Below are 12,517 nucleotides of genomic sequence, written 5' to 3'. Positions count from 1 at the left end.
CGAACTCAACGCACGGCCACGCCAAACCCTCGACTGGCAGAATCCAGCCGAGGTACTCCACAAACACCTGGTTGCAACCGCCGCTTGAAACCGCCGGCCCAGGAGGCCGCGATTCCCTGCAACCAGAGTTGATCTTGTCGCGCAGCCGCACGCGGTCAGCCGCCGAACCAGCCGGGCACGTCGAGCCGGAACCAGTTGGCCGAGGCCATCGTGCCGAGGTCGTCTTCCATCGCGGTGACCCGTTCCGGGCCGAGCGTGTCCGCCCACTGTGCACGCAGCCGGTCGAAGATCTCGGCCGAGCGGCGTAGCCCGTCGGCGCCGCGCGCTGTCACCCGGACCAGTCGCCGTCGGGCGTCGGAGGGGTCGTCGACCCGCTCCAGGTAGCCGACGGCGACCAGCCGGTCGACCGTCTTGCCCGCGGCCTGCTTGGAGATGCCCAGCCGTTGGCCCAGCTCGGTGGCGGTGGTGCCGTCCGCACCGACGGCCTGGAGCACGAACCCGTGCAGCGGTCGCAGCTCCGGATGCCCCTCCCGGGCCAGTTCGGCGTGCAGGTCGTCGATCAGCGTTCGGAAGCCGGCCAACAGCAGCAGCGGCAGCGCGAAGCCGGGGCGCGCGGGATCAGCGGTTGCCATGTTCGACAACCACGTTTACTATTTCGTCAACCACGTTGACTATCGTACCGTCCCCCGAACCAGGCTCCGGAGAGCAGGTAACCATGTCCGTCTTCACCGCCCACACCGCTGAGACAGCACCCGCCGCCGCCCGTCGGTCCATCGAGGGAGTACGCGGCCGGTTCGGCTGGCTGCCCACCCCGGTGGCGCTGATGGCCGACTCGCCGCAGTTGCTCAGCGGTTTCCTCACCGCCAGCACGGGCTTCGAGCAGACCGACCTTGCCCCGCTGGACCGGGAGGTGGTCATCCTGACGGTCTCCACCAGTCATGAATGCCATTTCTGCGTCGCCCTGCACACCGGCAAGCTCATCGGACTCGGCGCGACCCCCGAGCTGATCACCGCGCTGCGTGCAGGCTCGGTGCTGCCCGACCCGCGCCTGGAGGCGCTGCGCCGCTTCACGCTGGCCGTGCTCGACAACCGGGGCGCGGTGCCCGACGACGAGATGGACGACTTCCTGGCCGCCGGCTACCAGCCCCGGCACGCGCTGGACGTGGTGCTCGGCGTCGGTGCCTACACAATGTCCACCTTCGCCAACCGGCTTACCCGCGCACCGCTCGACCCGCCGCTGGCCGCCCACGCCTGGTCGCCCACCGTCTGACAGCCCCTGCTCAGCCCGCCTGGAGGAAATCACGCAGCAGGGCGAGCATCTGGTCCGGGCGCTCCTCGTAGAGCCAGTGCCCGCAGTCCCCGATCACCTCGCCGCGGACCGTGTCGGCGTACCGGCGGACCTGCTCGGCGATCTGCCCGCCGAGGCTGGCCGCCGCCCCGACGGCCAGCACCGGCATCGTCAGCTTCGTGGCGCGGTACGCCGCGTTGTCCGCGATGTCCTGCTCGAACGCCCGGAAGTAGGCGAAGCTGGCCCGCAGATGCGCCGGGTCGCGCAGATGGCCGGCGAACTCCTCGATGTCCGGCGCGGCGATGCTGCCCTTGCGCACCATCAGCGCGTCGGTGAACCGGTCCACCCAGAGCGACTCCCGCCCGTTGACCAGCTCTTCCGGAAGCCCGTTGCCGATGGAGAAGTAACCGAAGTTCCACACCCCGGGCCCGGCCGAGGTGAGCGCGGGGAACGTGTAGATGCTCTCGTCGGGGATCGGCGCTTCGCTGAGCACTAGCCGACTCACCCGCTGCGGATGGGCGGCGGCGTACGCGTACGCCACCATGGTCCCGAGGTCGTGCCCGACCAACCGAAGGTCACTGACCAGACCGAGTTGGTCGAGTAGTCCGTGCAGGTCGGCGGCGACCGTCTTCTTGTCATACCCGCCATCCGGGGCGTCGCTGCCCCCGAAGCCGCGCAGGTCCGGTGCGACCACGTCGAAGGAGCGCCCCAGCTCGGGCAGCAGGTGCCGCCACATGTACCAGCACTGCGGGTACCCGTGCAGCAGCACCAGTGGCGGGCCGGCGCCGCCACGGACGTAGTTCATGCTGATCTGGCCGACCCGCGCCCGTTGCTCGGTGAACCCCGCCGGAACCCGCTCCCCGCCCATAGCCGCCCCCGTCCGCTGCCCGCCCGCGCGCGTCCTCTGCCGCCTGCCCGGCTACCCGCTCAACCGGCCGCCATGCCCGCGAGGTGCCGGTCCTGCTGGTTGATCAACTCGCCTTCCTTGAAGTCGCGGTGTCCGGAGGCCCGGAACACCGCGACTTCATGGAACCCGAGTTGATCTAGAAGCGAGCGTCACAGCACCCGGCTGGGGTCGTCCGGGAGCCGGTGCGGGAGACTTGGCGACATGGCTGCTCGTGGCTTCCCGTACACCGATCTCAAGGACTTCCTCGCGGCGCTGGAGCGCGCGGGGGAGTTGCGCCGGATCGACGTCCCGGTCGACCCCACCCTGGAGATCAGCGAGGTGGTCACCCGCACCGTGCGGGCCGGCGGCCCGGCGCTGCTCTTCGAGCGGCCGACCCGGGGTGAGATGCCGGTGGCGATCAACCTGTTCGGCACCGAGAAGCGGATGGCGATGGCCCTCGGCGTCGACTCGCTCGACGAGGTCGGCGCCCGGATCGGCGCGCTGATCAAGCCGGAGTTGCCGGTCGGCTGGTCGGGCATCCGGGAGGGCCTCGGCAAGGTCATGCAGCTCAAGTCGGTGCCCCCGCGCAAGGTGAAGACCGCCCCCTGCCAGGAGGTCGTCTACCGGGGTGACGACGTCGACCTCAACCGGCTGCCGGGGTTGCAGGTCTGGCCCGACGACGGCGGGATCTTCCACAACTACGGGCTCACCCACACCAAGCACCCGGAGACCGGCAAGCGCAACCTCGGCCTGTACCGGCTCCAGCAGCACGGCCGCAACACCCTTGGCATGCACTGGCAGATCCACAAGGACTCGACCGCCCACCACGCGGTCGCCGAGCGGCTCGGGCAGCGCCTGCCGGTCGCGGTCGCGATCGGCTGCGACCCGGTCGTGTCGTACGCGGCGAGCGCGCCACTGCCGAGCGACATCGACGAGTACCTGTTCGCCGGGTTCCTGCGTGGCGAACGGGTGGAGATGGTCGACTGCCTCACCGTCCCGTTGCAGGTGCCGGCGCACGCGCAGATCGTGCTCGAGGGCTACCTGGAGCCCGGTGAGCGGCTGCCCGAGGGGCCGTTCGGTGACCACACCGGCTTCTACACCCCGGTCGAGCCGTTCCCCGTGCTGCACATCGAGGCGATGACCATGCAGCGCAAGCCGGTCTACCACTCGATCGTCACCTCGAAGCCGCCGCAGGAGGACCACGGCCTCGGCAAGGCCACCGAGCGGATCTTCCAGCCGCTGCTCAAGCTGATGATCCCGGACATCGTCGACTACGACCTGCCGGCCGCCGGGGTGTTCCACAACTGCGCGATCGTCTCCATCCGCAAGCGCTACCCGAAGCACGCGCAGAAGGTGATGAACGCGATCTGGGGCGCGCACCTGATGTCGCTGACCAAGCTGATCGTGATCGTCGACGAGGACTGCGACGTGCACGACTACAACGAGGTCGCGTTCCGTGCCTTCGGCAACGTCGACTACGCGCGGGACCTGCTGCTCACCGAGGGTCCGGTGGACCACCTCGACCACTCGTCGTACCAGCAGTTCTGGGGCGGCAAGGCGGGCGTCGACGCGACCCGCAAGCTGCCCACCGAGGGCTACACCCGCGGTTGGCCGGAGGAGATGAGCATGGCCCCCGAGGTCACCGCCCTGGTCGACAAGCGCTGGAAGGAGTACGGAATCTGATGGCCGTCCTCGAAGCACCGGCGGCGAAGCCGGGCCGGACCAGATCCTTCCTGAAGCTCGTCGCCGTCGAGCACTCCGTGTTCGCGCTGCCGTTCGCGTTCCTCTCGGCGCTGGCCGCGATGCAGCTCGACGGCGGGCGGGTCCGGTGGCTCGACCTGTTGCTGATCACCGTCGCGATGGTCGGTGCACGGACGTTCGCGATGGCCGCCAACCGGATCATCGACCGCCAGATCGACGCGCGGAATCCGCGTACCGCCGGTCGCGAGCTGGTCACCGGAGCGGTGAGCGTGCGGACGGCCTGGACCGGCGCGGCCGTCGCGCTCGTGGTCTTCCTCGTCGCTGCCGCCCTGCTCAACCCGCTCTGCCTGCTGCTCGCGCCGCTCGCCGTGGTGCCGCTCGTCGTCTACCCCTACGCCAAGCGGTTCACCAACTGGCCGCACGCCATCCTCGGCGTCGCCCAGGCGGTCGGCCCGGTCGGGGCCTGGCTGGCGGTCACCGGCACCCTGAACGGCTCCGGGCCGGCCTGGCTGCTCGGCGCGGCGGTCGGGCTGTGGATCGGCGGGTTCGACCTGATCTACGCCTGCCAGGACTCCGAGATCGACCGGGAGATCGGTGTGCACAGCGTGCCCGCCCGGTACGGCAGGCGCTTCGCGCTGCACGCCTCCACGGTCGCGCACGTGGTGACCTTCGCGCTGTTCATCTGGTTCGGTGCGTTGATCGGTCTCGGCTGGCTCTGGTGGATCGGGCTGGCGTTGACCGCCGTGGCGTTCGGTTACCAGCACCTGGTGGTCACCCCCACCGACCTCAGCAAGGTCAATCGGGCGTTCTTCACCGCCAACGGGTTCGTCGGCATCGCGCTGTTCCTCTTCGCCCTGCTCGACCTGGCGATCCGGCTCGGCCTACGGGCATGAGGCTGGCGGGGTGGCGCTGACGGGGTAGCGGGCGCTCTCGAAGGTCCAGTCGACGGTCCCGCGCACGGCGTACGCGATCCCGTCGAGGTGGTCGGCGACCGCCTCGTCCAACGCCGGGCCGAACGACGGCACCGCGGCGCGCAGCGCGACGAAGCGTCGCATCGCCGCCCGCCAGTGCTCGGCCGCCCGTTCGACCGCCTCGGCCTCCGACACGGCCAGCTCGGCCTCGATGGCGAGGACCAGGTTGTGCCCACCGGCGGTCACCCGGTCCTGTTCGATCGAGCCCAGGTCGTTGTACCAGGAGAGCAGGTCGTTGCCGGTGCGGGCGATCTGACGCAGCAGGGGGTGGCGGTAGACGGGGTCGGGCAGCGCCCGGCCGCTGACGAACTCCACGAGCGGGTACGACACCTCCGCCGCCGACGTCGACCGACGCAGCTCGACGTACTCGTCGACGCTTAGACAGCGGCCGGCCTCCTTGTTCGCGGCCTCCTGCCAGGTGCCGTCGAGGTGTCGGGCCACCGCGTCGGCGAAACGCTGCCGCCACCGGGCCGGCATCCGGCGGCGGGGCTCCCGCCAGGCCAGTACCAGCAGTCGCCGCAGCGGGCCGGTCAGCCCGGTGTGCCGTAGCCGGGTGCCGTCGCGCAGCAACGTGAGCGTGCCGTCGCGCAGTGCCCGGATCTGCTCCGGGGCCAACCGGTCCGACCCGTCACAGGCGTCGTCGACAAGGAAGAACCAGGTGAACAGCGTGGCCACTACCCGCAGGTCGGCCTCGGTCGCGTCCGGGTAGAGCCGACCGGCGTAGCGGGCGAACGCTCCCCGGGACAGCCGGCGCAGCGTGGCGTCGTCACTTCGGAGGCCAAGCTCGGGCAGCAGACCGAGCAACCAGTCCTGCACACGGTCGGCGTGCGGCGAGAGCCGCGGCGGGATCGGACATTCGGCGCGCAGCGTCCGGAGGATCTCGCCGGTCGTCACCGATGCCTCCCCTACGAGATCGTTCCGGTGCGGGTCACCAGCGGCAGCATCTCAGGACGGTCGGATGCGCAGCTACCCGCGGACGATGTCGGATCGGATCATCCCCGGGGGTGCCCATCCGCCGACCGCCTGGACCAGGCAGGCTGGGGGCATGCGGGAACCATGGGTGATCGGCGTCTCCGGTGCCTCCGGTACGCCGTACGCGGCGGCCGTCATCGGCGGACTGCTCGACGCGGGCGAGCCGGTGGACCTCATCGTCTCCCGGGCGGCGCGACTCACCGTGCTCGACGAGACCGGCCGACCCTTCCGGGACGGGCACTGGGCCGAGGACCTCGCCGCGTGGCTCGACCGGGACCTGGCCGCGGCGGACGTGCGGCACTGGCCCGCAGGTGACCTGGCCGCCGGGCCGAGCAGCGGCTCCTACCGGGTACGCGGGATGGCAGTGGTCCCGGCCAGCACGGCAGCCTGCGCGGGCGTCGCGATCGGGCTGTCCAAGGACCTGTTGCAGCGCGCTGCCGAGGTCAACCTCAAGGAGCGCCGCCCCGTGGTGATGGTCCCCCGGGAGACTCCGGTGACCCGCAGCCACCTGGAGCACCTCATCGCGCTGCACGACGCGGGCGCGGTCGTGCTGCCGGCCAGCCCCGGCTTCTACGGTGCCGGGGCGGCGGCCAGCGCCCAACAGTTGGTCGACTTCGTCGCCGGCAAGGTGCTTGACGCACTGGGTGTCCCGCACACCCTGTTCCGGCGGTGGTCCGGCCAGCTCGGCGCCGCGCGCGACTGAGCCCGTCCGCGCGTGCTGAGGCCCGTTGGTCGGCTCAGCACGTGTGCTGCTGCCGCCCGGCGGTTGGCCGAAGCGGGACGCGGACCGGACTGGTGTCCGGTCCGCGTGGCGTTGTCCGCACCAGTTCAGTACATGCCGGCGTTGGCCGGACCCGGCCCGGTGGACGCGGCCGGCCCCACATTTCGTGGCTTTCCGACCTCATCCACCTCGTCAAGCATGCCCTCCCCCTCAAGCAGGGCTCGCACCTCGGATTCCCGAAACCGGCGATGCCCGCCTGGAGTCCGGATGCTTCCTATCCGGCCGGCCGCCGCCCATCTCGTCACAGTTTTCGGGTCTACCCGAAACAGCGCGGCGACCTCACCCGGTGTCAGCAGGCGATCTCCAGTGTCCACAGCCCCCTCCTCGCGTCGACGAAGCCCCCGGCTGAACACACTGCCCCCGGCTGGTGCGTAGCCCAGAGCCGTCATGAGGGACGTATGGCAATTACAGCACCGGGGACATGGCCTGTCCGCCCAAACGCGAAAAATGCACTGAGTGAGGAGTTAGTAATGTTACTGGTGCTACCTCAGCCCTGACCGGCGGTTTGCGAACAGTGACTCACCGCTCAGTCCAACGGGTGCCGAGGGTCTCACGTTACGCCTGAGCAGTTAGGGTCACTCCCTGTGGATGCCATCGATCTGAGCCTCGTCGACCTGCTGCGCGGCAACGCGCGCCTCTCGTACGCCGAGCTGGCCCGGCAGGTGGGCCTCTCGGCCCCGGCCGTGCACGAGCGGGTCGGAAAGCTGGAGAGCAGCGGGGTGGTCCGGGGCTACCGGGCGGACGTGGCGCCGGAGTCGATCGGGTTGGGCGTCACCGCGCTGATCGGCATCGTCGAGGACTCCGGCGCCGACAGCGACGACATGCTCGAGTCACTGCGGGTGCTGCCCGAGATCGAGTCCTGCTACTTCATGGCCGGCGTGGAATCCTTCCTCCTCAAGGCGCGGGTCGGCACGATCGCCGAGCTGGAGCAGTTGATCGTGCGGTTGAACCGGACGCCCGGCGTCGCCTCCACCCGGACGGCCATCGCGCTCTCCACGAAGTGGGAGAACCGCCCCCAGCCGGTGGGCCCGCCGGCGGCCTGACGGCCGCGTACCCCCGGTGTCGCCCGGGCGGCCGGCGGTAGCGTGCGCCGATGACCCCGCCGGTGCGTCCCGTGGCCGTCGTGACCGGCGCTGCCGGCGGCCTGGGCCGTGCCATCGCGACCGCGCTGCACGCCGACGGCTGGTCGGTGCTGCTCACCGACCTCGACCCGGCGGCGGTGCGGACCGCCGCGGCGCCGCTCGGCGGTTGGTCGGCAGCCCTGGACGTCCGGGACGAGGACGCCTGCGCGGCCGTCGCCGCGCAGGCGGCGAGCCGGGGCGACCTCGCCCTCTGGGTCAACAACGCAGGCATCCTGGTCACCGGGGCGTCGTGGGAGCACGACGCGACGACCCGCCGTCGGGTGTTCGACGTGAACACCCTCGGGGCCGTCAACGGCACCCTCGCCGCGCTCACCCTGATGCGTACGCAGGGCCACGGCCACGTGCTCAACGTCGTCTCGCTGGCCGGGCTCGTCGCCGCACCCGGCGAGACGGTGTACGCGGCGAGCAAGCACGCCCTGCTGGCGTTCAGCCTGGGCACCCTGTCCGACCTGCGGATGGCCGGATACCGGCGGGTGCACGTCTCCTGTCTCTGCCCGGACGGCATCTGGACCCCGATGCTGCACGACCGGCTGGACGATCCGGGGGCGGTGTCCTCGTTCACCGGGTCGATGCTCACCGCGCAGCGGGTGGCGGCCCGGGCGGTCCGGCTGGCCCGTCGGCCACGTCCGGTGGTCAGCCTGCCCCGCTGGCGGGGAGCGCAGGTGCGGCTGTTGGACGCGCTACCCAGGTTGGCCGTCGCGCTCACCCCGCTCGTCCGCGCCGCCGGCCGGGCAGGTCAGCGCCGCCAACGCCGTCGGACCGGCGCTGACCAACGCTGACCTGCTTGCTAGGTTCTCGAACGTGACTCATCTCGACAGGTGCGACGAGGCCGGCCGGACCTGGGTGACCGAGGCGATCGCCGCCGTCGAGGCGGACGCGAACCGGTCGGCCGACACCCACCTGTTGCCGTTCCCGCTGCCCCGGCAGTGGGGGATCGACCTCTACCTCAAGGACGAGTCGTCGCACCCCACCGGCTCGCTGAAGCACCGACTGGCCCGCTCGCTGTTCCTCTACGGGCTCTGCAACGGCTGGATCGGGCCGCGCACCACGATCGTCGAGGCGTCGTCGGGTTCCACCGCGGTCTCCGAGGCGTACTTCGCCCGGATGCTCGGCCTGCCGTTCATCGCGGTGATGCCCGCTTCCACCTCGCCGGAGAAGATCGCGCAGATCGAGTTCCAGGGCGGCCGCTGCCATCTGGTCGACGACCCGGCAGGTGTGGTGGTCGAGGCCCGGTGGCTCGCCGAGGACTCCGGCGGGCACTTCATGGACCAGTTCACCTACGCCGAGCGGGCGACCGACTGGCGGGGCAACAACAACATCGCCGAGTCGATCTACGCGCAGTTGGAGCTGGAGCGGCACCCCATCCCGGCCTGGGTGGTGGTGGGCGCCGGCACCGGCGGCACCAGCGCGACAATCGGCCGGTACGCCAGGTACCGCCGGCTAGCCACGAAGCTCTGCGTGGTCGACCCGGAGAACTCCGCGTTCTACCCGGCCTGGCAGGCGGCCGACTGGTCGGTGCGGACCGGCAAGGGCTCCCGCATCGAGGGGATCGGCCGTCCCACCGTGGAGGCGTCGTTCGTGCCCTCGGTGGTGGACCGGATGGTCCAGGTGCCGGACGCGGCGTCGCTCGCCGCCATGCGCGCCGGCTCGGCGCTGCTCGGCCGCCGGGTGGGCGGGTCCACCGGCACCAACCTGTGGGGTGCGTTCGGCCTGATCGCGGCGATGCTCGCCGAGCGTCGGACCGGTTCGGTGGTCACCCTGATCTGCGACCCGGGCGACAGGTACGCCGACACCTACTACGCCGACGACTGGGTGGCCGCCCAGGGCCTCGACCTGACCCCGCACCTGGCCACGATCGACCGCTTCCTGGCCAGCGGGGCCTGGCCCGTCTGAGCGCGGGTCGGCCGGGCCTGGCCGCCTCAGGCGGTCAGCGGGGCTCGGCCCGTCTGAGCGCCGGTCAGCGTGGGTCGATCCGTTCGGCCAGCCCGGGGTAACGCACCACGTAGCCGCTGTCGTCCAGATCGATGTCGGCGCTGAAGGTGCCGCTGGCGAAGCGCACCCGACCAGGCCCGAGCCCGGTGTAGACCTGCTCGGCCGGCACCACCTCCAGGCCGGGCAGCAGCACCCAGGCGACGGTGATCCGGTGTGCCACGTCGGCCGGCTCGGCCGGAATCCCGAGCCGGTGGACCGGCAGGGTGTTGAACAGCGGTGAGCCACTCAGGTCGACGTCGAACGCGTCGGCCAGCCGGTCCGGGTCGTCGGTCCCGGGCAGACCGGCCCGGGGGTGACCGGCCGCGACCAGGGCCGCGTCCAGGTCGCCCTGCTCGGCGGTGGTCACCCGCCACCGGCCGGCGGCCCGCTCCAGGGTCACCCGGCGCAGCCAGCCGAGACCCTCGGCCTCGACCTCTACCCGGGTGGTGGCCCAGTCCGGCGTGGTGCTCAGTTGGTAGCGGGCGGTCCACGGGATCGGGTCCACGGCGAGCAGGGTGCCCCGGGCCGCCAACCCGCGGCCGTCGTCGAGCAGCACCTGCTCGCTGCCGGCGGTGTCCGTCCGGGACCAGAAGATCGTCTTCGGCATGGTCGGCATGAGGCGGACGTTACGCGACCGTGTCGACATCGGCAGGACATGCGCGAACGCCGCCGCGAAGCCCAGGCTTCGCGACGGCGTTCGGTGGATCAATCAGTGGGTACGCGCCGGCGGTCGCCCGCCGAAACCGCGCCGGTCGTCACGCGGGCGGTCGTCGCGGGGCCGGTCGTCGCGGCCCCGGCTCTCCGAGCGGAAACCACCCCGAGCGTCGCGGTCGCCGAAGCGCCGCTCACCGCTCGGTCGGCCGTCCCGGTCGCCGAACTGCGGCCGGTCGCCGAACCGGCGCTCGCCCTGCGGCCGGTCGCCGTAACCCCGGGTGTCCCGATCGGCGTAACGCCGCTCGCCGGTGGGCCGGTCGCCGTAACGCCGCTCGCCCTGCGGGCGGTCGCCGTACTGCCGGTCACCTTGCGGGCGGTCGCCGTACTGCCGGTCGCCCTGGGGGCGGTCGCCGTAGCGGCGCTCGCCGGTCGGGCGGTCGCCGTACTGCCGGTCGCCTTGCGGACGGTCGCCGTAGCGGCGCTCGCCCTGGGGGCGGTCGCCGTACTGCCGGTCGCCCTGCGGACGGTCGCCGTAGCGGCGCTCGCCCTCGGGCCGGTCGCCGTAGCGGCGCTCACCCTGGGGCCGGTCGCCGTAGCGCCGGTCGCCCTGGGGCCGGTCGCCGAAGCGGCGCTCGCCCCCGGTGCGGTCACCGAACCGACGAGGGCCACCGGAGCGGTCGTCGAACCGGCGCGGGCCGCCGGAGCGGTCGCCGTAGCCCCGCGGCTCCGCCTCGACGCGGACCGGGACGCCACTGGGCTCGCGTGCGCCGACCAGCTCGGCCAACGCCGCGTCGCCGACCCGGACCCGGGTCTCGGCCGGCGCGACGCCGGCCTTCTCCATCATCGCCAGGGTGGTGCGGCGCTGCTTCGGCAGCACCAGCGTGGCGACCGCGCCCGACTCGCCGGCCCGGGCGGTACGTCCCGCGCGGTGCAGGTAGTCCTTGGGGTCCTTCGGCGGGTCGACGTGCAGCACCAGGGTGACCCCGTCGACGTGGATGCCCCGGGCCGCCACGTCCGTGGCGACGAGCACGTTCATCCGGCCCTCACGGAACTCGGCGAGCGTCTTGGTACGCATCCGCTGGGTCTTACCGCCGTGCAGACCACCGGCGCGTACGCCGACGGCCGCGAGCTGCTCGACCAGCCGGTCCACCCCGAGCTGGGTACGGGCGAAGACCATCGTCCGGCCGTCCCGGGCGGCGATCGAGGCCGCCACCGGGAACTTCTCGTGCGGCGGGATCAACAGCATGTGGTGGTCCATGGTGGACACCGAGGCGGTGGACGGCGCGGTGGAGTGGGTGACCGGGTCGTTCATGAACCGCTTGACCAACGCGTCGACGTCACCGTCCAGAGTGGCCGAGAAGAGCAGCCGCTGACCGTCCGCGGGAGTCTTCGCCAGCAGTTCGGTCACCTCGGGCAGGAAGCCCATGTCGGCCATCTGGTCAGCCTCGTCGAGCACCGTGACCTCGACGTCGTCGAGCTGGCAGATGCCCCGCTCGATCAGGTCGCCGAGCCGGCCCGGGGTGGCCACGATGATCTCCACGCCACGGCGCAGCGCGTCGATCTGGCGGTCGTACGGAACACCGCCGACGGCGGTCTTGAGGAAGATGCCGACGGCCTTGCCCAACGGCACCAGCGCGTCGTTGACCTGCATGGCCAGCTCGCGGGTGGGCACCAGGATCAGGGCGCGCGGGCGCATCGGCCGGGCCCGGTTGCGGTTGGACAGCCGGGCGATCACCGGCAGGCCGAAGGCGAGCGTCTTGCCCGACCCGGTCTGCCCGCGGCCCAGCACGTCGCGACCGGCGAGTGCGTCCGGAACGGTGGCCCGCTGGATCTCGAACGGGCTGGTGATGCCCTGCTGCGCAAGCGCGCGGACCACCGGCTCGGGCAGGCCGAGGGAGGCGAAGGTGATCGGCTCGACGGTCTCCGTCGGCTCGACCTGCTCGGTGCCGGCCTCGCCGGGGACGACGTCGAGCTGCTCCCGCGCGACATCGGTCGCGGAGACTGAGTTGAAAACGGACGAAACGGTGCTGGGGTCAGCAGAGGTGGTCAAAAAAAACCTTTCGAGCGGGGCGCATCTTCGCGATGGCCCGCCGCGGCTTTACCGCCGGATCGCCCGCAAGATCGCCCAGGGGCACGCACCACGCGCGCCGG

Annotated in this window: 13 protein-coding genes; 7 read left to right on the top strand and 6 right to left on the bottom strand. The window is 71.7% G+C overall.

Annotation, left to right across the window (positions count from 1 at the left end):
* Positions 1 to 155: 155 nt before the first annotated feature.
* Complete coding sequence (locus AB0C15_RS24835; protein ID WP_357355654.1) at positions 156 to 632, bottom strand: MarR family winged helix-turn-helix transcriptional regulator; 477 nt, start codon at positions 630 to 632, stop codon at positions 156 to 158.
* An 83-nt stretch (positions 633 to 715) separates the two neighbouring features.
* Between AB0C15_RS24835 and AB0C15_RS24830 the strand changes: the two genes are divergently transcribed.
* Positions 716 to 1,270: a carboxymuconolactone decarboxylase family protein gene (locus AB0C15_RS24830; RefSeq protein WP_357355652.1), complete on the top strand. Its 555-nt coding sequence runs from the start codon at positions 716 to 718 to the stop codon at positions 1,268 to 1,270.
* Between the two features lie 10 nt (positions 1,271 to 1,280).
* Here the strand turns inward: AB0C15_RS24830 and AB0C15_RS24825 are convergent, their stop codons facing one another.
* Positions 1,281 to 2,156 carry an alpha/beta hydrolase gene (locus tag AB0C15_RS24825; RefSeq protein WP_357355650.1) on the bottom strand — a complete coding sequence of 292 codons (876 nt, stop codon included), beginning with the start codon at positions 2,154 to 2,156 and terminating at the stop codon, positions 1,281 to 1,283.
* A gap of 240 nt (positions 2,157 to 2,396) precedes the next feature.
* On the opposite strand from AB0C15_RS24825, the gene AB0C15_RS24820 reads away from it, so the two are divergent.
* Both AB0C15_RS24820 and mqnP read left to right on the top strand, forming a co-directional pair.
* Positions 2,397 to 3,857 (top strand): menaquinone biosynthesis decarboxylase, encoded by a 1,461-nt coding sequence (locus AB0C15_RS24820; protein ID WP_357355648.1) that lies wholly within the window; start codon positions 2,397 to 2,399, stop codon positions 3,855 to 3,857.
* Positions 3,857 to 4,768: a menaquinone biosynthesis prenyltransferase MqnP gene (gene mqnP, locus AB0C15_RS24815; protein WP_357355646.1), complete on the top strand. Its 912-nt coding sequence runs from the start codon at positions 3,857 to 3,859 to the stop codon at positions 4,766 to 4,768. The genes AB0C15_RS24820 and mqnP overlap by 1 nt, the downstream gene beginning before the upstream one ends.
* Here mqnP and AB0C15_RS24810 read toward each other — a convergent pair.
* Positions 4,757 to 5,740, bottom strand: a complete 984-nt coding sequence (locus AB0C15_RS24810) for a terpene synthase (RefSeq protein WP_357355644.1) — start codon at positions 5,738 to 5,740, stop codon at positions 4,757 to 4,759. The two genes, mqnP and AB0C15_RS24810, sit on opposite strands and share 12 nt — an antisense overlap.
* Positions 5,741 to 5,891: 151 nt before the next feature.
* Here AB0C15_RS24810 and AB0C15_RS24805 point away from each other — a divergent pair, with 151 nt between their 5' ends.
* Positions 5,892 to 6,521, top strand: coding sequence for a UbiX family flavin prenyltransferase (locus tag AB0C15_RS24805; protein ID WP_357355642.1), 630 nt, complete (start codon positions 5,892 to 5,894; stop codon positions 6,519 to 6,521).
* 125 nt (positions 6,522 to 6,646) lie between these two features.
* Here AB0C15_RS24805 and AB0C15_RS24800 read toward each other — a convergent pair whose 3' ends face one another.
* Positions 6,647 to 6,913 carry a BldC family transcriptional regulator gene (locus AB0C15_RS24800; protein ID WP_007454516.1) on the bottom strand — a complete coding sequence of 89 codons (267 nt, stop codon included), beginning with the start codon at positions 6,911 to 6,913 and terminating at the stop codon, positions 6,647 to 6,649.
* A gap of 270 nt (positions 6,914 to 7,183) precedes the next feature.
* Here AB0C15_RS24800 and AB0C15_RS24795 point away from each other — a divergent pair, with 270 nt between their 5' ends.
* From AB0C15_RS24795 to AB0C15_RS24785, 3 genes are read left to right on the top strand one after another with little or no spacing between them, the layout of a single operon-like run.
* Positions 7,184 to 7,642: an Lrp/AsnC family transcriptional regulator gene (locus AB0C15_RS24795; protein WP_091395696.1), complete on the top strand. Its 459-nt coding sequence runs from the start codon at positions 7,184 to 7,186 to the stop codon at positions 7,640 to 7,642.
* 50 nt (positions 7,643 to 7,692) lie between these two features.
* Complete coding sequence (locus tag AB0C15_RS24790; protein ID WP_357355640.1) at positions 7,693 to 8,520, top strand: SDR family NAD(P)-dependent oxidoreductase; 828 nt, start codon at positions 7,693 to 7,695, stop codon at positions 8,518 to 8,520.
* Between the two features lie 22 nt (positions 8,521 to 8,542).
* A complete protein-coding gene (locus AB0C15_RS24785; protein WP_357355638.1) occupies positions 8,543 to 9,634 on the top strand; it encodes a PLP-dependent cysteine synthase family protein in 1,092 nt (363 codons plus the stop codon).
* 64 nt (positions 9,635 to 9,698) lie between these two features.
* On the opposite strand, the gene AB0C15_RS24780 is transcribed toward AB0C15_RS24785, so the two are convergent.
* Together AB0C15_RS24780 and AB0C15_RS24775 are read right to left on the bottom strand one after the other, a co-directional pair.
* Positions 9,699 to 10,328, bottom strand: coding sequence for a putative glycolipid-binding domain-containing protein (locus tag AB0C15_RS24780; RefSeq protein ID WP_357355636.1), 630 nt, complete (start codon positions 10,326 to 10,328; stop codon positions 9,699 to 9,701).
* Positions 10,329 to 10,421: 93 nt separating this feature from the next.
* Positions 10,422 to 12,275: a DEAD/DEAH box helicase gene (locus tag AB0C15_RS24775; RefSeq protein ID WP_357355668.1), complete on the bottom strand. Its 1,854-nt coding sequence runs from the start codon at positions 12,273 to 12,275 to the stop codon at positions 10,422 to 10,424.
* Positions 12,276 to 12,517 lie beyond the last annotated feature (242 nt).

The organism is Micromonospora sp. NPDC048835 (genome assembly GCF_040649995.1).
GTDB lineage: Bacteria > Actinomycetota > Actinomycetes > Mycobacteriales > Micromonosporaceae > Micromonospora.
Note: the sequence above shows the minus strand (reverse complement) of the source record. Positions and strands in the feature narration are given on the sequence as shown.